17 protein-coding genes are annotated in these 21,891 nt (G+C 41.8%); 11 read left to right on the top strand and 6 right to left on the bottom strand.

Translation table 11 applies throughout. The features are described from left to right. Positions 1–197: 197 nt before the first annotated feature. From hslU to BM090_RS01400, 4 genes are all read left to right on the top strand, one after another. Complete coding sequence (gene hslU, locus BM090_RS01415; RefSeq protein WP_091506106.1) at positions 198–1,547, top strand: ATP-dependent protease ATPase subunit HslU; 1,350 nt, start codon at positions 198–200, stop codon at positions 1,545–1,547. Positions 1,548–1,872: 325 nt separating this feature from the next. Further along, entirely contained in the window at positions 1,873–3,144 is a 1,272-nt protein-coding gene (gene serS, locus BM090_RS01410; RefSeq protein ID WP_091506103.1) for a serine--tRNA ligase, read from the top strand. Positions 3,145–3,223: 79 nt separating this feature from the next. Next, a complete protein-coding gene (gene lipB / locus BM090_RS01405; RefSeq protein ID WP_091506100.1) occupies positions 3,224–3,907 on the top strand; it encodes a lipoyl(octanoyl) transferase LipB in 684 nt (227 codons plus the stop codon). A 172-nt stretch (positions 3,908–4,079) separates the two neighbouring features. Further along, a complete protein-coding gene (locus BM090_RS01400; protein WP_143083833.1) occupies positions 4,080–4,478 on the top strand; it encodes a hypothetical protein in 399 nt (132 codons plus the stop codon). An 86-nt stretch (positions 4,479–4,564) separates the two neighbouring features. Here the strand turns inward: BM090_RS01400 and BM090_RS01395 are convergent, their stop codons facing one another. Together BM090_RS01395 and BM090_RS01390 are read right to left on the bottom strand one after the other, a co-directional pair. Next, entirely contained in the window at positions 4,565–5,890 is a 1,326-nt protein-coding gene (locus tag BM090_RS01395; protein WP_091506094.1) for a DUF58 domain-containing protein, read from the bottom strand. A gap of 20 nt (positions 5,891–5,910) precedes the next feature. Continuing rightward, positions 5,911–6,375, bottom strand: coding sequence for a low molecular weight protein-tyrosine-phosphatase (locus tag BM090_RS01390; protein ID WP_091506091.1), 465 nt, complete (start codon positions 6,373–6,375; stop codon positions 5,911–5,913). A gap of 182 nt (positions 6,376–6,557) precedes the next feature. Here BM090_RS01390 and queA point away from each other — a divergent pair, with 182 nt between their 5' ends. Beyond that, positions 6,558–7,604, top strand: a complete 1,047-nt coding sequence (queA, locus tag BM090_RS01385; protein ID WP_091506089.1) for a tRNA preQ1(34) S-adenosylmethionine ribosyltransferase-isomerase QueA — start codon at positions 6,558–6,560, stop codon at positions 7,602–7,604. Between the two features lie 72 nt (positions 7,605–7,676). On the opposite strand, the gene BM090_RS01380 is transcribed toward queA, so the two are convergent. Beyond that, entirely contained in the window at positions 7,677–8,477 is an 801-nt protein-coding gene (locus tag BM090_RS01380; protein WP_091506086.1) for an AraC family transcriptional regulator, read from the bottom strand. Positions 8,478–8,568: 91 nt separating this feature from the next. On the opposite strand from BM090_RS01380, the gene BM090_RS01375 reads away from it, so the two are divergent. From BM090_RS01375 to BM090_RS01355, 5 genes are all read left to right on the top strand, one after another. Beyond that, positions 8,569–9,963 (top strand): TolC family protein, encoded by a 1,395-nt coding sequence (locus BM090_RS01375; protein ID WP_091506084.1) that lies wholly within the window; start codon positions 8,569–8,571, stop codon positions 9,961–9,963. A gap of 16 nt (positions 9,964–9,979) precedes the next feature. Continuing rightward, a complete protein-coding gene (locus BM090_RS01370) occupies positions 9,980–11,038 on the top strand; it encodes an HlyD family secretion protein (RefSeq protein ID WP_091506082.1) in 1,059 nt (352 codons plus the stop codon). Positions 11,039–11,042: 4 nt separating this feature from the next. After that, positions 11,043–12,629, top strand: coding sequence for an MFS transporter (locus tag BM090_RS01365; protein WP_091506080.1), 1,587 nt, complete (start codon positions 11,043–11,045; stop codon positions 12,627–12,629). 117 nt (positions 12,630–12,746) lie between these two features. Beyond that, positions 12,747–14,252 (top strand): succinate CoA transferase, encoded by a 1,506-nt coding sequence (locus BM090_RS01360; protein WP_091506077.1) that lies wholly within the window; start codon positions 12,747–12,749, stop codon positions 14,250–14,252. Positions 14,253–14,624: 372 nt separating this feature from the next. Further along, positions 14,625–16,850, top strand: a complete 2,226-nt coding sequence (locus BM090_RS01355; protein ID WP_091506075.1) for a methyltransferase domain-containing protein — start codon at positions 14,625–14,627, stop codon at positions 16,848–16,850. A 95-nt stretch (positions 16,851–16,945) separates the two neighbouring features. On the opposite strand, the gene BM090_RS01350 is transcribed toward BM090_RS01355, so the two are convergent. After that, entirely contained in the window at positions 16,946–17,974 is a 1,029-nt protein-coding gene (locus tag BM090_RS01350) for an LLM class flavin-dependent oxidoreductase (RefSeq protein WP_091506072.1), read from the bottom strand. A gap of 309 nt (positions 17,975–18,283) precedes the next feature. Between BM090_RS01350 and BM090_RS01345 the strand changes: the two genes are divergently transcribed. Next, positions 18,284–19,033 carry a 4-hydroxy-tetrahydrodipicolinate reductase gene (locus BM090_RS01345; protein ID WP_091506069.1) on the top strand — a complete coding sequence of 250 codons (750 nt, stop codon included), beginning with the start codon at positions 18,284–18,286 and terminating at the stop codon, positions 19,031–19,033. Between the two features lie 171 nt (positions 19,034–19,204). On the opposite strand, the gene BM090_RS01340 is transcribed toward BM090_RS01345, so the two are convergent. Both BM090_RS01340 and BM090_RS01335 read right to left on the bottom strand, forming a co-directional pair. Beyond that, on the bottom strand, positions 19,205–20,392 hold the full coding sequence (locus BM090_RS01340) for a S41 family peptidase (protein WP_091506066.1): 1,188 nt from the start codon (positions 20,390–20,392) through the stop codon (positions 19,205–19,207). Positions 20,393–20,424: 32 nt separating this feature from the next. Beyond that, entirely contained in the window at positions 20,425–21,681 is a 1,257-nt protein-coding gene (locus BM090_RS01335; RefSeq protein WP_091506063.1) for an aspartyl protease family protein, read from the bottom strand. Between the last annotated feature and the right edge of the window lie 210 nt (positions 21,682–21,891).

Below are 21,891 nucleotides of genomic sequence, written 5' to 3'. Positions count from 1 at the left end.
AAATCACAAACTTTGTCGTTATTTAGGCGATTATATGGTAAAATTTTAGTCATTTTTTAAATTAAAAATTTAATACTATTTAATATTTTTATTTGTTTTAAGTTATTTATTTTCAAATATTTATCTGAAAAATAATGCTATAAACTTATTTCTTTAACTTTGTTTTGATACAAACAACTAAAACCCACCTATCGCAGATGATAGACAATACATCTTATCTGACTCCGAGACAAATCGTAGAGGAACTCGACAAATATATCATTGGCCAACACGAAGCCAAACGAAATGTGGCCATCGCTTTGCGTAATCGCTGGCGACGCATGAATGCCGCCCCTGAAATGCAGCGCGAAATCGTTCCGAATAATATCCTGATGATTGGAGCTACGGGTGTGGGCAAAACCGAAATCGCTCGCCGTCTTGCCAAAATTGCAGATGCGCCATTTATCAAGGTAGAAGCCTCCAAATTTACGGAAGTAGGATATGTGGGGCGTGATGTGGAAAGTATGGTGCGTGATTTGGTAGAGTCGGCGGTGAATATGGTCAAGACCCAAAAGAAAGAAACCGTAAAGCAAAAAGCCGCTGCCGCCGTGGAAGACATTATTCTCGATGCGCTGATTCCGCCAGTTAAAAATACGAATGAAGACCACGCGCTAAACGAACAAACACGGGAGCGTTTTCGTGAGAAAATCCGTAATGGAGAGCTGGAAGAACGCAAAATAGAAATTAATGTATCTCAAAATAGCGGCACAGGCGTAGGTATGATTGGCCCTATTGGTATGGACGATAGCTCCATGATGAATATTCAAGAAATGATGAATAGCATCATGCCCAACCGCACGCGCAAACGCAAAGTAAGCATTGCCGAAGCACGTCGTTTGCTGCTGGAAGAAGAAGCCGCCAAGCTCATCGACATGGACGAGGTGAAAGATGAGGCCATTCGCAAAGCCGAAAACACAGGCATTATTTTTATTGATGAAATAGATAAAATCGCTAACAGTGGCCGTAGTGGCGGTGGCGCAGATGTGAGCCGCGAAGGTGTGCAACGCGATTTGTTGCCGATAGTAGAAGGCAGTGCCGTTAATACCAAACATGGCATTATTAACACAGATCATATTTTGTTTATTGCGGCGGGGGCGTTTCATGTGTCCAAGCCTTCGGATTTGATTCCCGAATTGCAAGGCCGTTTCCCGATTCGCGTGGAGCTAAATAGCCTCACCAAAGAAGATTTTTATCAAATTCTCAAAACGCCCAAAAATGCCCTCACCAAGCAATATGAAGCCTTGCTTGCTGCCGAAGATGTAACGCTTTCTTTTGAAGATGAAGCACTTATGAAAATTGCCGAAATTGCCTATCAGCTCAACAGCGATGTAGAAAATATTGGCGCAAGGCGTTTGCATACGGTAATGAGCCATTTGCTCAACGAATTTATGTTTGATATTCCTGATGTAATTGGGGCAAACGTGCACCTGACCGTTACGCCAAAAATCGTGGAAGAACGCTTGTCGGGGCTTGCCAAAAACCGTGATTTAAGCCAATATATTTTGTAAAATTAGCGTTTGAAACAAATAGAGTTTTAGTTTTATATTAGGATAAAAGGCTGCTGCTGGGCAGCCTTTTTCTGATTGAATTTGCGTGCTTATAGTTGCTTAATTTCTTGAAAATAAAAGGCTTATTTTTTTATTTCGGGCTTATCAAAATCTAAATTATCATGATAGAAATCGTCTTGCAGGCTTTTGTATGACAAAGATTCCATTCTTTCATAATTAAAATGCTAACTTCGCGCCGCAAAATGTAACACAGAGCAATAACAAAGCACTATTTTGCAGCAAAACTCCGATACATATTTAATTCAATCTATACTGACCAAGAACGATGCTTCAAGTTCAATTTTTGAAAGAAAACAAAGAACTGGCCATCAAAGGCTTAGAAAAAAAGCGCATTAAAGATGCTGCCAATATTGTAGAACTTGTTTTGGCACTGGACACCAGCCGCCGCGAAACACAATTTGAGGCCGACAACGTGCTGGCCGAGTCCAACAACAAAGCCAAATCCATCGGCGCACTCATGAAAGCAGGCAACGCCGCCGAAGCCGAAACCCTTAAAGCCGAAACCGCCGCCCTCAAAGCACGTAGCAAAGACTTGGCCGAAAAGCTCGAAAGTTTGGAAACCGAACTGTACGAAGTGTTGGTAACATTGCCGAATTTGCCGCACGAAAGCGTTCCGCAAGGCGTTTCTGCCGACGACAACCAAGTGGCTTTCTCGTGGGGAACTGTGCCGCAATTGTCTGCCGACGCACTACCGCATTGGGAACTTATCAAAAAATATGATATTATAGATTTTGATTTGGGTAATAAAATTACGGGAGCGGGTTTCCCTGTCTATAAAAACAAAGGCGCAAGATTGCAACGCGCCCTTATCAACTTTTTCTTAGACGAGGCCGCCAAAGCGGGTTATATCGAAATTCAGCCGCCAATTCTTATCAATCGCGATTCGGGTTTCGGTACGGGACAGTTGCCAGACAAAGACGGCCAAATGTACCACGCCCAAACCGATGACCTTTTCCTTATCCCGACCGCCGAAGTGCCGATTACGAACATTTACCGCGACGTGATTCTGAAAGAAAGCGATTTGCCCGTGAAAAACGTAGGTTATACGCCTTGTTTCCGTCGTGAGGCGGGTTCGTGGGGTGCGCACGTGCGCGGCCTGAACCGTTTGCACCAGTTCGACAAAGTGGAAATTGTGCAAATCACCAAGCCCGAAAACTCTTACGAGGCATTGGAGCAAATGAGCCAACACGTACAAGGTTTGTTGCAAAAATTGGAGTTGCCGTATCGCGTGTTGCGCCTTTGCGGTGGCGACATGAGCTTTACTTCGGCTCTTACTTTCGACATGGAGGTATTCTCGGCAGCCCAACAACGTTGGTTGGAAGTAAGCTCGGTGAGTAACTTCGAGACGTTCCAAGCCAACCGTCTGAAATTGCGTTGCAAGTCTGGCGACCAAAAGCCGTATTTGTTGCACACGCTCAACGGCAGTGCCTTGGCTTTGCCGCGCATCGTGGCCGCTATTTTGGAAAACAACCAACGCGAAGACGGTATTTATTTGCCAAAAGTGCTACACGAATACACAGGTTTCGAGAAAATTTAATCGAACAAAACAATCACCGAACGCTGCAAATAACTCACAGATTTGCAGCGTTTTGTATTTGATATAAACTATTTTTCAGATGCAAAACAAGAACATTATTTTTCAGGATTTGGGAGAAATCGCCTACGGTGATGCGTGGGCGTATCAGGACAAACTTTTTAATCAAATCATCGAAAAAAAGATAGCCAATCGCACCGCCGAGCAGCCAGTATCCACCGAAAATTATTTGCTTTTTTGCCAACACCCACACGTTTATACGTTGGGCAAAAGTGGCGATGCCGAGCATTTGCTCATTGGGCAAGAGCGTTTGGAACAAATCGGGGCTACTTATTTCAAAATCAATAGGGGAGGAGATATAACCTATCACGGGCCAGGGCAGCTTGTCGGCTATCCGATTATTGATTTGGATAATTTCTTTACCGACATCCACAAATATTTGCGCTTCATTGAGGAGGCAATTATCCTGACGCTCAACGACTACGGCCTGAAAGCTGGCCGCATCGAAGGCCTGACGGGTGTTTGGATAGAAAACCGCAAGATTTGCGCGATTGGCGTGCGCAGTAGCCGTTGGGTAACGATGCACGGTTTTGCGCTGAATGTGAACACGAACTTGGATTATTTCGGGTACATTGTCCCGTGCGGGATTCAGGATAAGGCCGTTACGTCTTTGGTCAAAGAATTGGGTCGCGCCGTGTCAATGGAAGAAGTAGCTGAAAAAATTAGAAAGCACTTTGCTACACTTTTTGAGGCAAGCATTGTCTAAAGAGTACGTTTTGTGGATTAATGCAAAAAAATACACGAAAAGTTGTGTTAAATTTTTGTTACGAAAGAACATTCTTTTTAAAAAACTTTTATATTTGCCTCTGAACCTATAACCAATTTTTAGCAAGAAGAGGTCGGATATTCTTTAAAAAATTAAAAAGAAAGGATTTTCTATGTATAAACCTATATTAGTTTTATTTTGTCTTGTTTTCGTCGCTGGATTGACTGCTTTTGACATTAGCCAAAGTTATTTCTCGGCGAGCTATCAGGGGGCAGATGTGAAATTGGATTGGCAGATTGCTGACGAAGGTGGTGTAAGCAGCTACGAGGTATATCGCAAGAAAGCCAGTGAAACGGCTTATCAGAAACTTACGACAGTGTCCATCAATGGTTCAGGAAACTATACGTTTTTGGACGACAATCTTTACAAAACAGACGACCAAGCGCAAACTATTTCGTATAAGTTAGTAATTCATACCAATTCGAGTGCTTATAATTTGTTTGCCAACATTCAGCATAGCCCAACGGCGGTGCAACGTTCGTGGGGCAGTATCAAATCCATGTTCAAATAAGATTTTATTCGTTTCTTTGACGATAACAATAAAAAAAACCTTATGGCTTTGAAGGCTATAAGGTTTTTTTATTGTGCGCTTCTGGGCTAAATCAAGCCTCTGGCTTTCAACTCCAAATATTGATTGATGGTGTTGATAGTCAGTTTGTCGGGGCTGGTCAGGACGGCATAAATACCGTGTCGGCGCAACTCCGCCACGATTTGGTGTTTCTCCAAACTGAATTTTTCGGCAGTGGCTTTCAAATAAATTTCTTCGGGGCTGTTGGCGGGTGCGTGCGTGAGTTGGTTTAGCTCCGTATTCTCAAAGAAAATAACGACCAAAACGTGCTGAATAGCCAATTTGCGCAAATACGGTAATTGGCGTTGCATACCCGAAAATGATTCAAAATTGGTATATAGCAGCAGCAAACTACGTTGCGTAACGTGTTTGCGCACCTGAAAATACAAGGCTTCGTAGTCGGTTTCTTTGTAGCTGGTTTTTTGGTTGTACAGCGTCTCGACAATCGTTTGCATTTGCCCGCCTGTTTTGGCCGCTTTCAGCACCGTCCCGACGCGATGATTAAACGTAATAAGTCCCGCTTTGTCGTCTTTGCGAATGGCCACATTAGAAATCACCAGCGCGGCATTAATGGCATAATCCATCAGGCTCATACCCTCGAAAGGCATCCGCATGACGCGGCCTTTGTCGATGAGGCTATACACTTGCTGCGATTTTTCGTCTTGGTAATGATTTACCATCAGCACGTTGCGGCGTGCGGTAGCTTTCCAGTTGATAGTGCGCACATCGTCGCCTGCCACATATTCTTTTACTTGCTCAAATTCTTGGTTGTTGCCGATGCGTCGTATTTTCTTGATACCCAAGTTTTTGAGATGTTGGTTAATGGCACTCAATTCGTATTTGCGCAACTGAATGTACGAAGGATAAACAGGCAACATTTGATTGGCTGAAAACACAAACCGTCGTGCAACCAGCCCCAAACCCGACGAAAGCAGTACATTGATGCCGCCAAAACGATATTCGCCACGCTTCACAGGCCGCAATTTGTAGGCAATACTGATTGGTTGTTGGGCGGGAATTTGGGCATCAAAACGCACGTCGCGGCGTTGGAACTGAAACGGCAATTCGTCAATCACACGCACGGACACGGCAAACGGATAATAGTTTTCCAAACGTACAAAAAGTTCGTTGTCGTCGCCATTGGAAAGGCGAGAAGGGGCATCGCGCCGACCGTCCAAGCCGTTTTTTGTACGATACAACAAAAAAATGTCCCATGCCACCAGCAGCCCAAACAAGAGCGTTGCCATTTTGGTAAAAATAAGCAGCGTAGGCAGCAAAAAGCTGAGTACAAAAGCCAGTACCAGCCCTATGCAAACCAAAAAGAAGCGATTGTTTAGGAAAAGAGTTCGTAACATGGTCGGGGCAATTCTTTATTTTAAGAAATAATTGAAGCCAATAAAGCGGCTGTGCTGCGGTGCAAAATTTGATAAACTTCTTCAAAATCTTTTTCAGTACCGTAATAAGGATCTGGTACTTCGAGGCTGTCGGCTTGCGGGTCGTATTCGCGCATGAGTTTGGCTTTGGTTAGCAGCTCAGGATTGGGGCACAAACGCTTGATATTTTCCAAATTATTTTCATCCATTGCCAAAATAAGGTCAAATTCTTGCCAGTCTTGCGCCTTGAAGGTACGTGCACGATGTGTAAGACCTAAGCCATGCGACGCGGCATTGGCACGCGTGCGTTGATCGGCCAACTCACCCATATGGTAGGAGTTAGTACCTGCCGAATCTATCTCAAATTGGTCGGTGAGTTCTTGTAGCTGAACATGCTGAGTAAAAAGACCTTCGGCTAATGGTGAGCGGCATATATTCCCCAAACAAACAAATAACACTTTCTTCATAATACTGGTCAATAGCGTAAATAAAAGCTAAAATTACAAATTTTGACCAAATACCAGTACCTTTTTGTCTTAAATTTCGCAAGGTATATAAAAAACTTCTTTACAAAAGCAATGAAATTTGCTATATTTGCGGTTCTTTTTTGAAAAGGCGATTAGCTACATAGAAATATCAAAAAATACATATGAAACTTTCCGAATTTAAGTTTAATCTCCCTTCGGATCTGATAGCCCTCTATCCGAACGAGAACCGCGATGAAGCCCGTATGTTGGTGTTGCACCGCCAAACAGGAAAAATTGAGCATAAAGTTTTTAAAGACATTATTGAATATTTTAATGAAGGCGATGTAATGGTACTTAACGATACCAAAGTTTTCCCAGCTCGTCTTTACGGAAATAAAGAAAAAACAGGCGCAAAGATCGAAGTATCTTTGTTGCGCGAACTAAACAAAGAATATCATCTTTGGGACGTAATTGTGGATCCTGCACGTAAAATCCGTGTGGGTAACAAGTTATATTTCGGTGATAGTGATTTGGTGGCTGAAGTAATTGACAACACTACTTCACGTGGCCGCACTATTCGCTTTTTGTACGATGGCTCGGACGACGAATTTTATAAAACCCTTGACGCTTTGGGCGAAACGCCACTTCCGCCGCAAATTCGTCGCAAGGTAGAGGCCGCCGACCGCGACCGTTACCAAACGATTTATGCGCAACATACGGGTGCGGTGGCTGCGCCATCGGCGGGTATGCACTTCACGCGCCAAGTAATGAAACGCTTGGAATTGAAAGGGGTGGACATTACGCCAATTACTTTGCACGTGGGCTTGGGTACGTTCAAAAAAGTAGAAGTGGAGGATTTGACCAAACACAAACCCGAATCGGAAAACTTTAAAGTGCCTGAAGTAACCGCCGATAAAGTAAACGCTTCGCTTGATGTCAAAAAACGCGTTTGTGCGGTGGGTACCACTACTTTGCGTGCGTTGGAGTCGTCGGTGTCGGCTAATGCTCGCCTCAAACCGAACGAAGGCTGGACAGACCGTTTTATTTTCCCTCCGTATGATTTTAAAATTGCTAACGCCTTGATTACCAATTTTCACATGCCAGAATCTACACTTTTGATGATGGCTTGTGCTTTTGGTGGTTATGACAAAGTAATGAATGCGTATCAAGAAGCTATCAAAGAAAAATATCGTTTCTTTAGCTACGGCGATGCGATGCTGATTATCTAATTTTGTTAGATGAAAAATCTTTAAAAAGAAAACCCCATGTCATGCTTATTGCTTGGCATGGGGTTTTTATTTTTAGTCTTGCACGCCCCGCAGTTTGATGTATTCGGAAGGGCGCAGGCCGATTACTTTCTGAAATGTGTTGCTAAACGTCGGAACACTATTATAGCCGACCAAAAAAGCCACTTCATTGACATTTTTCTTCTCTTCCAACAAATACTCAAGGGCTTTGAGCATTCGTTGCAGCGTGAAAAACTGCACAAACGACATATCTACGTCTTTATGGAAAAGTCGCGCCAAAGACCTTTCACTAAAGCCAAATTGCTTAGCCAAATGCGAAAACGTTACTTGCTCATGTAAATTTTTGCTCATGTAATCCACGATATTTTCCAGCCGTGCGTCGGTGGGGTAGGGCAGCGAAAGCGGTAAACTATAACTGCTCATTTCGGGCAAAATGGCTTTGATGGCAGTGGTAAAAGCGTAGCCCGCCGCATTGTTTTGGGGCGAAATGTCGCCTGTCCAGCGGTGCGTATAAAGTAGCATTTCGAACAACAAATCATTGACGGGATAAATACCCGTGTGCCTGAAAAAGTCGCTGTCCGTGTCCTGCACCTCAAAATAGAGGTTGCGCATGGTGGCTTCTACGGATGTGGTGCGAATCGTGTGCATTGTGTTTGGCGGAATCCAGATATAATGGCGTGCAGGCAAAAAATATGTTTTTTCGTCCGTCTTGATATGCACGATGCCGCCTTCTGTATATAAAAATTGCCCTTTGGCGTGCTGGTGCGCTTTCAGTACGCGTTCGCCCATCAAATCGTGGCGACAATATACGGTGTGCGGTTCTTTATCCACTTCCGTAAGATAATATTTTGACATTGGCAGGAATGAATAAATCTTTGGCTTTAGGCAATATTTAACACAGGCGTAAAGTACGGAACTTTGCAAAACAAAACAAAGAAACGTACACATGACAAGTCGCAGTAGGCGGCCACAATACTGGCAAGTTGCTGGTTTTGTGGCGGTTATTATGATTAACTCGGCCTTTTATCAATCGAAAGCCATTGCAAACACTACTAACAATTTAAAAAACATTCGGAAAATCAGCTTAGCCGAAGCCCTCCAATTGGCAAGCCAACAGAACCTAAACGTTCGGACGGCTGTGTTGGAAAAAGAAATTAGCGAGGAAATCGTAGCGGAAAAGAAAGACGACAAGTTGCCCAACGTGGATTTGCACGGCTCTTATGCCCTGATGAGCAACATGATGGAATATCCAAACGGCCTGAACAGCGAAGGGACATTTATCCATACTATTCGAGAAATATACGACCTAACGGCCAACGCCAAAGTACCGATTTATTTGGGTGGCCAAATCAAAAACACTATTCACAAAGCAGAACAACAAGCCGAATTGGCAGAAATAAAGGCCAAAAAAACGGAAAAAGATGTGCATAATGAAGTGATTAACAATTATTTGCATATCTGTAAGCTCTTGCAAATGCAAACGCTTTTGACCGAAAATATCAAAGAAGAACAAGACCGTTTGCACGAAATTCAATCGTTGCGCAAAAACAGTGTTGTAACTTCCGACCAACTTATCCGCGCCCAGTTCCAACTCTCACAAATGCAACTTTTGCAGGTCAATAACCGCAGGGGCGTAGCCATGGCAACACATCGTTTGCACACGCTTTTGCAGTTGCCTGAAGAAGATACGCTTGTGATAGACACGGCGCAGGTAATGAATAGCCCTTTGCAAGTGGCTGACTACCAAACGTATTTGATGGCGGCCATGACCAAAGAAGAAGTACAGATGGCACAAAAAGAGGAACATATCAGCGAAATAGACCTCAAAAATGTGCGTGCTGGTTATATGCCCCAAATCAACGGCTTTGGGACGTTTGGGTACAATTATCCCAACTATATGCTGTTTTTGTTTCCGCCGCACCCTTACTTGTACAGCTTGGGACGGGCAGGCATAGACCTTTCGTGGAGTGTGTCCAATCTGTACAAAAACCGCAAACGCGTACACACGGCACATCAACAAGTAAACCTCAAAAAACTCAAAACCAATACTTTGAAGGAGCAAACGCGCGATTTGATTTTTGATAAATACACGCAGCTCCAAGAGATGAACGACCGTATTCCTATCACGCAGACGGCCATCGCGCAGGCACAAGAAAATTACCGAATCGTTAAGAAAAAATATCTTAATGGCTTGGCTATCAGTACCGAAATGATAGATGCCGACAATGCGCTTCTACAAGCCAAATACGATTATGTGGCTGCTCGCATCGAAGCCATTAACCAATATTATCAGCTTTTACACGCCGCAGGTTTGGCCGTGCAGGATTCTTCTTCTCGCTAAAAAATTACGCAATACAATGAAAACGACAGCCGCAAGGACACACACCCTTAATAAGATATTTTTGACCGTTATCAACGTAATAGCGGGGCTCATTTTGTTGGGCGCATTATCGTGGGCCGTTTGGTTTTTTGTTTTTTTCCAAAATCACGAAGAAACCAACGACGCGCAAGTAGAACAATACGTTACGCCTATCATTAGCCGCGTAACAGGTTATATCGAAAAAATTAATTTCCAAGAAAACCAATTCGTACACAAAGGCGACACGCTTTTGGTCATCGACAACCGCGAGTACAAAGCCAAACTCGACATGGCGCAAGCTGACTACGACAATGCCATTAGTACACTCGATGTGCTTAAAAAAGGCGTGGCCACCACCAAAGCCGACGTAGCCGTACACAAAGCAAAGTTGGAAGCTGCCAATATTGCCGTTTGGGAAACGCAATTGGAATTTCAGCGTTACGAGAATTTATTTAAAGACGATGCCACTTCGGGGCAAGAATTAGAACATAAAAAAGCCGCTTACCAGTCGGCCAAAGCACATCAGGCCGAAATAGAACGCAACATCGTGGAGGCGCAACTCAACACGGCGCAAGCCGCTTCCAAAGTGCCTGCCGAAAATGCACTGATTGAACTAAAACACGCCGCCTTGACTAATGCCGCGCTGTATTATTCTTACACGTTCATCACTGCGCCTTACGATGGTTGGGTGGGCAGAAGAACGCTTCAGGAAGGACAACTCATCAAAGAAGGTCAAAATATGCTTTCGATTGTGAGCAAAGAAAAATGGATTACGGCCAATTTTAAAGAAACGCAATTAGACGCTGTAGCCGTAGGCCAAAAGGTTACTTTTAGGGCTGATGCTACTGGTAATCAGGAATATAATGGTGTGGTAGAATCTATTTCGCCAGCCAGCGGCGCACGGTTTTCGTTGCTGCCGCCCGACAATGCTACGGGCAATTTCGTGAAAATAGAACAACGTATTCCCGTGCGTATCAAACTCGCCGACGAAGAGAAAACAACCGCCGCGTTGCGTGCGGGTATGAACGTGGTAGTAGTGGCAGGCAAAAAAGACTAAGGCAATGGCAAACAATCAAGTTTTTAGGGATTGGATACCGCGCTGGTTCGTGAATGCCGCCCTGATATTCTGTATGTTACATTCCATGATTTTGCTGAGTTTGTACTCAGCGAATGTAACGTATTCGTCCAGCTACTTCGACGTAGAGCCAGAAGATATGCAATTTGCTTTGAGCGTTACTTACGGAACGTTTTTGGCTACGATTCTTATCGAAAGCCGCTTTTTCAAATATTTCCCGACGCGTTGGTATTTGATGGGCATTTATTTGATGGCCGCCATTACGATTTTCTTGTCTGCTTTTACCCAAAACTATTACCAATTTATAGTTTTTAGGGTAATCGGTGGCGTACTGATGGCTTTGCCTTGGATTCCGTTGCGGCTGCTGTTACTGTCTAATCTCAAAAGTCGTAACGCCGTAATTGTTGCTTTTTCCTGTGCTTATGGCGTTTTGTTAATCTCTGCGCCTGTGGTCATGAACTTGGCCGTTTGGTTGCTCGACTGGTTCGAATGGAAATACATGGCTTACGCTTCGGCGGCCTTTCAGTTGGTGTGTATGGGGCTTATTTTCTTGATTTTCAACGAAAAACGCTTTTATGAAAAATTCCCGATTAATACACTCGACTGGGCAAGTTATGTGATACTGGTGCTTGGCATTTTGTCGGGGGCGTTTGTACTGGTGTACGGCGAAAAAAAGTATTGGTTTGAGTCGCAGCAAATCGTTTACGCGTCGGTTACGAGTCTGGTTTGTGCGTCGGTGTTTATCCTCCGCCAACTGGCCGAACGCCACCCGACTTTCGACTTTAAAGTGTTTCAGTTCAGGAATTTACGAGTAGGTTTTTTGCTTTTTGTGCTGTATTATATTTCGCGTGCTACGCTTAATATTACCAATAGCACGATGGCTACGGTTTGGAATTGGGAGCCGCTCAGAGTGGCTCAAATTCAATGGCTTAATGTTTTTGGGGTAATCGTAGGGGTTACGTTTTCGGCTTACGCCTTAGCCAAACACACGCATATCCGACATTTGTTTGTGTTGGGCTTTGGGTTGCTAGCTGCTGAACACTTGTGGTTTACCTTCCTTTTTGTGCCCGATGTCTCTTTGCAGCAAATAGCGATTCCGTACATTTTACAGGGGGTTTCTGTAGGAATCATATTTGTTCCATTGGTGATGTATGTGGTGTCGGCTGTGCCTGCCTATCTGTCTTCTTATGCGGGCACGATAGGCGTTACAGGCCGATTCTGGGGCGCAACCTTAGGGTTTAGCATTATGCAAAATGTCCAAGTGTATTTGCAACGCGAGCATTACAGCAAGCTCCAACAATACGTCAATCCTGCCATTGCCGAAACCCAAACGCGTATTGCAAACGCGGTTGCCGCTTTTGTGCAAAAAGGTTTTACGCCCGACGAAGCGCAAGTCTTGGCCATTAAGCAAATCAATAAAGACGTACTCAAACAAAGCATTTTGCTAACCGACATGGAAATATTCACGGTCGTGGGCGTGGGTTTGGTGATGCTGACATTTTATATACTCGTCAATACGCACATACACAGGTCTTTCACCATGTTCCGTAATATTATGCGGGGTGGCTTTTAACCCAAACCGTATAGGTTGCAATAGAGATTAAATTAGTTTTTATAAACGGTTAATATACATACAAATATTACTTTTTCTTAACTATTTTTTTACTACTTAATTAAATATCAAATAACCATGTATCAGGAACGAATTCGCAGACCCGAACTTTTGAGTAGGGTGATGAGCGCCGACGAAGCCGCCGCACTTATCAAAAACAAAATGGTAGTTGGCTCAAGCGGTTTTACTAAAGCGGGCGACAGCAAAGCCGTTTTGCAGGCTTTGGGCCAACGTGCCAAAACCCAAGAATTACAGATTTCATTAATTACGGGAGCTTCTTTAGGCCACAATACCGACGGCAATTTGGCCAATGCGCATTTGCTTTCGCGTCGTATGCCTTTCCAAGCCGACCCGATTTTGCGCGATAGCATCAATAAAGGTGAAGTCTTGTTCATTGACCAACATTTGGGCGAAACCGCCGAACTGCTTAACAACAAACATTTGCCTGAAGTAGATATTGCCGTATTGGAAGCGACGCTTATAAACGAAGACGGAAGTTTAGTCCTCACCACATCGGTCGGCAACTCTGCTGTCTTTGCGGCTTTGGCCAAACAAATTATTGTCGAAATCAACACGATTATTCCCGTAGAGTTGGCAGGCATACACGATATTTTTTATGCAGGAAACTACCCGCATCGTCAAATATTGCCTGTGCTTGAGCCACATACCCGCATTGGGACGACGGCTTTGCCCCTAGACCCCGACAAGATTGTTGCCATCGTCATCACACACGAACGCGATAGTCCCGCCCAAATCGTAGCACCAGACGAAAAAACTTCGGCCATCGCAGGGCATTTGTTGGAGTTTTTCAATTATGAAGTAAAAAAAGGTCGTCTTACTACTTCCTTGTTGCCTTTGCAAGCGGGCATCGGCAAAGTGGCCAATGCCGTGCTGAATGGCTTTACAAACGGTGATTTTCATGACCTTACCATGTATTCAGAAGTGTTGCAAGACAGTACTTTCGATTTGATGGATGCAGGCAAAATGACTTTTGCATCGGCTTCTTCCATAACTATTTCTTCAGAATGTTATGACCGTGTCGTAAATAATATTGGTCAATACAAAGATCGTTTGGTTTTGCGTCCACAGAACATCAGCAACGCCGCTGAGATTATCCGTCGTTTGGGCATTATTGCCATCAACACGGCCATTGAGTTTGATATTTACGGCAATGTCAATTCTACGCACATCAACGGTACGAACATGATGAACGGAATTGGCGGTTCGGGCGACTTTGCGCGTAACGCTTACTTGAGCATTTTCGTGTGTCAGTCGGCATCTAAAGGCAATAGTATTTCGCACGTGTTGCCGATGGTTTCGCATACCGACCACACCGAACACGACGTAGATATTTTGGTAACAGACAATGGCTTGGCCGATTTGCGTGGACTTGCGCCGCGCGAACGTGCCAAAGTGATTATAGACAATTGCGCACACCCTGAATACCGCGATGAGTTTAGGTCGTATTTTAAGGCTGCCTGTGCGCGTGGAGGGCATACGCCTCATATTTTGGAGGAAGCCTTTACGTGGCATAACCGCTTCAGACAGCATAAAGACATGAGAATCAAACAAGAAGCGATCTAAACTTATTGCCAATAAGTAGTTATATTAAGAGATGTGTGTGTGTGTAAGGCTTGGGGCGGTGTGTCATCGTTGCCGCCGCCTCCTTGCCACTTTCTTTGAATTTAAGTAGGTTTTAGCAGAATCTATTTGAATATATGAATAAAGATTGATAGAAGATTGAATGAAAAGGCAAGTCTCTTTGAGGTTTGCCTTTTTTGTTGGTTATAATTCCTATCGTACATACGGCACGAGATTGTTTTTTGTTCATCTCACATAGAGACGCATTTCAATGCGTCTTTCTTTTGTAATGTTAAGCTTCTTCAAAATAATTTGTACTATCACAATGCTACCCTTACTTTTGATGTTTGAATATCACCTAACAAAAACAATTAAATGGCAAAAAATTACGCATCTTTCGTTTCTCTTTTCACTTTCTGGTCTATCTTTTTTTTGCTTGGCTGCGGTACAGTCAAAACAAAAGACATAAAATATCAGTACGAAAATGATAATCCTAATGCCATTATTAGTACAAATCCGAGCAGACCTTTCAAATACGGCTTTGCTTATTCGAGAGAAGAATGTGAAAAATATAGAAAAAATTTGACGCTTTATGGTATTAAAAAAGGAGATGTAGTGGCAGAAGTGGGAGCGGCAAGTGGCTGGATGGAAGGTATTTATTCTGTTATGACGGATAGCGTAACCTATTATGTCCAAGACATTGATACAATATTGCTTAATCCTGACCAATTTAATAAAATGGTCAAATACTATTCGTCTGTGCGTGCCACGCCACAAACTAATACTTTCAAGATGGCAATTGGTACTAAAACAGCGTCCAATTTACCTAATGGCACTTTTGATAAAATAATTATTAATAATGCTTTTCATGAATTTACAGACCCCGCACTTATCGCTAAGGATTTAGTTTCAAAATTAAAACCAAACGGTGTTATTATTATTTCTGATAAATTCTCAAATGAATTTCAAACACTAATACATGATGGATGTATGGTAAGAGGGCAAAAAGCTGTTACTGTTATAGATTATTTTACAGATGCAGGTCTTTATTTGACAGGTATGACAGCTCCCATTAATTCATTACAAAATGATTTATTCTTTGAACGTAATAAACAAAAAGGTGATGACTTTAAATTGAAAATGGATAGTGTACAAACGTACATTAAGATGTTAGATCAATTTAATTTGAAAAAAGTAAATAAGGATCTTAAATTATCTAAAAAAATTGCTTTGAATATTAAACCTTATATCAATTCTATTCTGCGTGTATATCCTTATACAGAAGAATATTTAACTTCAATCAGTTTTTTAATAATAGAGAAATTACGAATTAATGCAAGCTTAAATATAGTAAAAGCAAATGATATTTTATTCCCAGAAGCATTGAAAAATAATAAACTTTTAATTATATTGTATATCTTTAAAAAAGATTACATTAATGCTAAAAAACACTGCCAAAAAGTTCTTCAAATAGAACCAAATCAAAAATCTAATATAATATTAGCAAAAAATATTGACAAGCTTGTGTCTAAGCAGCAAAGTAAAGACACAAATAATATTTCGATGGATATTATAAATATATTTTCAGATAATTTTACTAGTTATAAATCTGAATATAATCATAATAATTACAACTATTTTAAGAGATTGTATGATATTCATAAAATAAATAATAATGATATTGTAGCTGATATTAGTACTGATTATAATTTATTAGAAAGCTTTTATTTTCGTGTAAAAGATAGTACTACATTTTATATTCAAAAAGAAGATAGTCTTTTGTCAAATGAAGAACAGTTAAATACGGAAGTAAAATACAATCTATCTCAAAAACAATACTTTAGTACAGTAATGGGAGATGAAAATAATACAGGTTTGCCTAACAATTTTTTTGATAAAATAATTGTTAATAAGGCTTTTATATACTTCTTGGATACAAAAATGGTTTTAGAGCATCTTAAAACTAAATTAAAACCCAATGGTACCATTATTATTACCAATGAATTTTCTAACTCGTATCGATATACCCAAAATAAAAATACTCCCGATTATACCAATGGTAAAACTAATTATGTAATTGAAAATTTTACTTCTTTAGGTTTTTATCTTACAGGCATGACTGCTCCCGAAAATTCATTTGAAAATGATTTGTGTTTTGGGTTTAACAAACAAGAGAGCATTAATTTTCAACTTAAAAGAGATAGCGTAGCAAAATACATCAAAATATTAGATCAGTTTAATTTGAGTGGTATTAACAGAGATGCTGATGCTTGCGCTTTTATTGCTGCCAAACTAAAACCACACATTAAAGAGATTCTAAAAGTATATCCATCTACGGAAACATACTTAAACGAATTGGCATATAGAATACTCAATGTAGATAAAAGGACGAAGGCTGCCATTAATATATTTAAGGCAAATGCTACGCTTTTTCCTGATTCTTGGAATGTTTATGACAGTCTTGGGGAAGCCTATTTAAAGGCTAAAAGATATGATTTGGCACTTGAGAATTACCAAAAAGCTTTGTATACTAATCCTCAAAATAAGCTTGCTCTAAGCCAACAAAATACCATCAAAAAGATAAAGGAAAAATTAAAATAAATATAAGCAATCCAATGCTTCTTTAATTAAATAACCCTAATCTTATATGTTTTCAAAAATCTATGAGGTTAGGGTTATTTAATGCGCCATTCTTTTTACACAACTGCCTTGCTTTTCTCTGCATTCAATGCCGCAACGGCTTCATAAGCTAATTGAGTGCTGTGCAATCGCTTTTCAAAATCGTAAATATGCGAAGTAATCATTAGCTCATCAATCCCCGAAGTTTCTACAAAATCGGCCAATTGGTTTTGAAGTGTTTCTTTATTTCCCACAAACGTACAGCCTAACATCTGATTTATTTGTGCTTTTTCCATGTCGTTCATACTCTCCAAAATTGCCTTCGAGGGTGCTTTCATAGGCTGCCTTGTGTTGCGAATGATATTCAAGAAATTAGCATAAAGCGTACAAGACAATAACTCCGCTTCTTCGTTGCTGTCAGCTCCGATTACGTTTACGCAAGCCATCGTGTAGGGTCTTGGATTAGTATCATTAGGTCTATAATTTTGTTTATAAATCTGGAATGCCTCCAGCATCAGGCGCGGCGCAAAATGTCCTGCAAAGGCATACGGCAAACCCAACGAAGCCGCCAAATACGCACTGTCCGTACTTGACCCCAAAATCCATAACGGAACATTTGTACCTTCACCGGGGAAGGCGCGAACGTTACTATACTGATTGTCATCGGACAAATACTTTTGCAACTGCACGATATTTTCGGGGAAACGTTTGGTTTGTGCAAAAAAATCGCTGCGAATGGCAATAGAAGTATGAGAATCCGAACCGGGGGCGCGACCCAATCCCAAATCTATTCTATTAGGGAAAAGACTTTCCAACGTTCCGAACTGCTCGGCAATAATTAGCGGCGAATGGTTCGGCAACATTACGCCGCCCGAACCTACCCGAATCTTTTCGGTATGAGATGCGATGTAAGTCAATAACACGGAAGTAGCAGAACTGGCCACATTGACCATATTATGATGTTCGGCCATCCAAAAGCGTTCGTAACCTAATTTTTCGCACCATTGCGCAAGCATTTTGCTATTGTTCAATGTGGCACTAATGGACGTGTTGTCGGCTACGATGGCCAAATCCAACTGCGATATTTTAATATTTTTCGATTGCATTGTTTGTTAAATAAATCGTGGATACTATAATTTATTTAAGAAGTGAAAGGTGTGCTATCCAAACCGTGCGCATCTCAAAAAGGTTCTTTTGGAATGAGCATACCATTTTCCCTTAGAGCTATAACATTTTTATTTTGAGCCATTTATTTATGTGATAGTCATTATTTTCGAAACAAAAAAAGGTACATACTTTAAAATACTTTAGAAATAAATGAAATCTTTGTGGAATAAAAGCATACCATCTTGTTAGATTAGAAAGATGTTTTGGTACGCATAAACAAGAGTATAACCATAAAAATTTTGACTGCAATGAGAATTGGACTAATCGGATTTGGGAAAACAGGAAAGGCTGTTGCATCAGTAATACTTCAGAACCAAGAGTATTCTTTAGAATGGGTATTAAGACAAAGTGCTTTATTAGAGCATAGAAGTGTTTCAGAATTTTTAGGTATTGCTTCAGACGAACCAGGGCTAATATATTCTTCTGCGAATATTTCCATAGAAGAGTTGTTAGACAAACATCCTGTTGATGCTATTATTGATTTTTCTTCTAAAACAGGCATTTATTTATACGGAAAAGCCGCCAGCGAAAGAGGCGTTCGGATTATTTCGGCTATTTCGCATTATGAGGAAGAAGAAAAAGCATTGTTAAAAGAATTGTCGGAAAAAACCGTTGTATTTTGGAGTCCAAACATCACACTGGGAGTCAATTATTTATTATTTGCCGCCAAGTTCTTAAAGAAAATTGCGCCTTGGGTCGATATTGAAATAATCGAAGAACACTTCAAGGGGAAAGATGGCGTTTCGGGTACGGCTATGAAGTTAGCGCAGGCATTAGAAGTAGGGGAGTCGGAGATAAATTCTATTCGGGTTGGCGGAATCGTCGGAAAACATGAAGTAGTGTTTGGTTTTCCGTATCAAACAGTACGTTTAGTGCACGAATCTATTTCAAGAGAGGCGTTTGGTAGTGGGGTCTTGTTTGTGGCCGATAATTTGAGAAATCAACCAAAAGGTTTGTACAAATTTGAAGATATTCTGATGCAACATTTTCAGAATTAAATAAAAAGGGCAAGTAATCTTGCCCTTTTTATTTATGCCAAATCTCTGTTGATCAATGAGTTCATTTCCTAAAAGACTCTTTTGTAACTGTTGGACAGAGATGTTTTTAACCTAGTAAGCAAATATAAATTTACATTGTTCAGCATTAATGTTAGTCGCATTTGGGGCTAATTAACGTATCAGTTCATTTACTTTTTCCCAAGTTTGCTTCAGATTTTGGGTGCGAATAGGTGGTACAAAATCTTCGCGCGGCGTACCGTTGAGGTGGTAGAGTCTTTCGGTCGGGAACTGATAGCCAATGCGCGTTTGGCTTGCCTGAAAGCCGCTAATAGCACCTAGCAATTTGGCCATTGGTGTCCCGACAATCGTGGCGCGTTGGAGTGCATCAAATCCAATGGTCATGCCCTCGCCCATGCTGCCCGTCCAGTGTCCAACCATTACAATGAGTTTTCCTTTGTAGGGGCGGGCGCGCGGCAACACATATTCTACCCAATAGCGGCGCGTTCCAAATTCTTTTTCGTCAAATTCGTGTTGCTGATACGCTGCTTTTTGGGTAATAAAACGTCCCAAAATGGCACGCGCTACCGTAGAATTTCCGCCGCTGGGTGTTTCGGTCAGGTCTAACACTAAGGTTTGGGTGTCCAGTAGGCTGTCCAGTGCCGCATCAAACGCTGCAATAAGGTTATTAAGAAACAATGAATTGTTTATCTTTATATAACCTGTTTGAGGGTTTAACTTTTTGCTTATCAGCAGAAAAGGGCTTTGGGTTATTTTGTTTTCATCAAGATAAAAGGCTTTTTCTTTCCCTTTTTCCAAGACTGTAATTTTGCGTGGGTTGTCGTGCGTACCAGCCAAAAGCATAGCCAACGCGTATTCGTACATGGCCGCGCTGTGTTGGTTGGTATAGGTCGGCAAAAAAGCCTTGAGTTGTGGCAGAATCGGCGCGTCGTTAAACTTCACTATTTCCATGCCCACCCGCAGGCCACAGGCCTCTGCTTCGTATCCTTTGCGCAAATCGCTGACAAAGAAATGATTGCCTTTTTTTTCGGCGAACAAATCCGCCCCCGAAGGAACAAGTTTATTAGAACTATTCAGATTCGTATTCAGAGAAATATGGCCGTTGTATAGTTCATTGATTACTTTCTCCAAATTCTTGATAAAATCACTGTCGTTCTGGACATTGGCAAAGATGGGGCGGTATATTTCGCGTACTTTCGGCCAATCAATCTGCTGTTTGTCCAAGTAGGCGTGCGAGGTGTTTACATCATTCCAAAATTCCTCAAAATCTTGTTGGTATTTGTTTTGGCTGAATGCCACCAGTCCGCAGAGTAGCCATGCAAGCGTCAAAAGTTTTTTCATGTAGCTTTTTCTTTGATGATTAAAATCCAAATCTACTCTAATTTCAAGTAACTATGCTCAAAACTAATGGTTACTTTGGGGTATTGTCGGATAAAATCTTGCCCAATGTTGCCCAGTAAGGCTTTGCCGCTCACGTGGTAGTTTTCGGTATCCACCACCACTTTTTGTAACGTAACATTTTGTTTCCCAATCCCCAGCACTAATTGCGGTATGATTACCGCCTGAAATTTTTGTTCTCCTCCCGCGCTGGCCGATGCTTTGGTTTCCAGAGGCAAATCTTTGAGCAAAGCATCTTGTCGGAATGTTTCGTAAAACATTCGACTCAAACTCGTTTTGTCGCCGCCCGTATCAAAATTAAAAGGTTCGTCTTTGCCATTTACGCGCAGCATTAGCACGGGGTTGAGCAGATCCATAAACAAATTTTGAGGTTCGGTTGCCTGCGTATGCGCCACCGTGAGCGAGTCTTTGCTGATAGTAATCGTACCCAAATCTTTGGCTATCGGGAAACCTACAATCCCGTGTATTTTGTACGCGCCGCCCGCGAAAGAAAGAGCCTCGTCCTTAAATACCAAAAACAAAGGATTTTGAATGCTAATGTTCCCGATTTTAAGTACATCGATGGTCGCTAAATATGCTTTGTTTTGTACTCCCGTAAAGCCTTGTATGCGAATGTCTCCGCTACCATAGATCTTGAATCCCAGACGTTTGGCTTCGGATTCGGTAATGGTGGAGATGCCCGCACCCGTATCAAATACAAAATCTGCATCGGCTCTGGCCGTACTCACTTTCACGTTGAGCAAACCCGCCAAATCGCGCTTAGTGCTTACGCTGCACTGCCCCGTATAGCGGACTTTTTGTGTAGGAATGGGACGTGCTTCTTCCCAAATTTTTTCCGTGTGCAAATTGTCTTTTAGTTCTTGGGCGGTATAGTGCTGCTTAAATTTTTGGGTAAGAATTTGGCTGGTTTCGTAGGCTTTGGCGTAGTTGGCCAGTTTCACATAATTGTCGTTGCGAAGCGTCCAGTACCTAAACTTATATTTTTCGGGAAGATTGGCTAATACCACCGAATCCAAATAAACATTGGCTTGCTGCGGCCAGTTGCACAAGTTGGCGTACACGGCTTTGTACAGATAATAACTGGCCTGCTGGCGGTTGGTATTGGCTTTTTGCAACAAACCAAATTGCTTGGCCTCATAAAGACTGTCCAAAAGGGCGTTGGTAGTGTTTTGGGCGTGGCTTTGCCATGCAAGCAAGCCGACGGCGGCAACAAGGAGTACATTTTTTTTCATGAAAGTAAAAAGTTGGGTTAATATTTTGGACTGAAAATTAAAGGGAAGTTTAATGCTCAGCTACTTTTCTGTGTTCAAGCCGACACTTTAGCGGATATGCGATATTTAATAAGGATTATTGGTAAAAATCTAAAAATCCGTTTGGTGGCCTGCGAATAGTTTAATTTTACTTGAATTGTTGAATATTATTGTGTAATTAGCTTTATCTTT

This window comes from Flexibacter flexilis DSM 6793, assembly GCF_900112255.1.
In the GTDB taxonomy this organism is placed as follows: Bacteria; Bacteroidota; Bacteroidia; order Cytophagales; family Flexibacteraceae; genus Flexibacter; species Flexibacter flexilis.
This window is presented reverse-complemented; position numbering and strand designations above follow the sequence as displayed.

Bases quoted from the DNA above. Each gene is read 5' to 3' on its own strand.
- BM090_RS01395 (WP_091506094.1), bottom strand. From the start codon at position 5,890: ATGTTACGAACTCTTTTCCTAAACAATCGCTTCTTTTTGGTTTGCATA.
- BM090_RS01350 (WP_091506072.1), bottom strand. From the start codon at position 17,974: ATGCAATCGAAAAATATTAAAATATCGCAGTTGGATTTGGCCATCGTA.
- BM090_RS01400 (WP_143083833.1), top strand. From the start codon at position 4,080: ATGTATAAACCTATATTAGTTTTATTTTGTCTTGTTTTCGTCGCTGGA.
- lipB (WP_091506100.1), top strand. From the start codon at position 3,224: ATGCAAAACAAGAACATTATTTTTCAGGATTTGGGAGAAATCGCCTAC.
- BM090_RS01345 (WP_091506069.1), top strand. From the start codon at position 18,284: ATGAGAATTGGACTAATCGGATTTGGGAAAACAGGAAAGGCTGTTGCA.
- BM090_RS01335 (WP_091506063.1), bottom strand. From the start codon at position 21,681: ATGAAAAAAAATGTACTCCTTGTTGCCGCCGTCGGCTTGCTTGCATGG.
- BM090_RS01370 (WP_091506082.1), top strand. From the start codon at position 9,980: ATGAAAACGACAGCCGCAAGGACACACACCCTTAATAAGATATTTTTG.
- BM090_RS01380 (WP_091506086.1), bottom strand. From the start codon at position 8,477: ATGTCAAAATATTATCTTACGGAAGTGGATAAAGAACCGCACACCGTA.
- BM090_RS01355 (WP_091506075.1), top strand. From the start codon at position 14,625: ATGGCAAAAAATTACGCATCTTTCGTTTCTCTTTTCACTTTCTGGTCT.
- BM090_RS01365 (WP_091506080.1), top strand. From the start codon at position 11,043: ATGGCAAACAATCAAGTTTTTAGGGATTGGATACCGCGCTGGTTCGTG.
- BM090_RS01340 (WP_091506066.1), bottom strand. From the start codon at position 20,392: ATGAAAAAACTTTTGACGCTTGCATGGCTACTCTGCGGACTGGTGGCA.
- serS (WP_091506103.1), top strand. From the start codon at position 1,873: ATGCTTCAAGTTCAATTTTTGAAAGAAAACAAAGAACTGGCCATCAAA.
- BM090_RS01375 (WP_091506084.1), top strand. From the start codon at position 8,569: ATGACAAGTCGCAGTAGGCGGCCACAATACTGGCAAGTTGCTGGTTTT.
- queA (WP_091506089.1), top strand. From the start codon at position 6,558: ATGAAACTTTCCGAATTTAAGTTTAATCTCCCTTCGGATCTGATAGCC.
- BM090_RS01390 (WP_091506091.1), bottom strand. From the start codon at position 6,375: ATGAAGAAAGTGTTATTTGTTTGTTTGGGGAATATATGCCGCTCACCA.
- BM090_RS01360 (WP_091506077.1), top strand. From the start codon at position 12,747: ATGTATCAGGAACGAATTCGCAGACCCGAACTTTTGAGTAGGGTGATG.
- hslU (WP_091506106.1), top strand. From the start codon at position 198: ATGATAGACAATACATCTTATCTGACTCCGAGACAAATCGTAGAGGAA.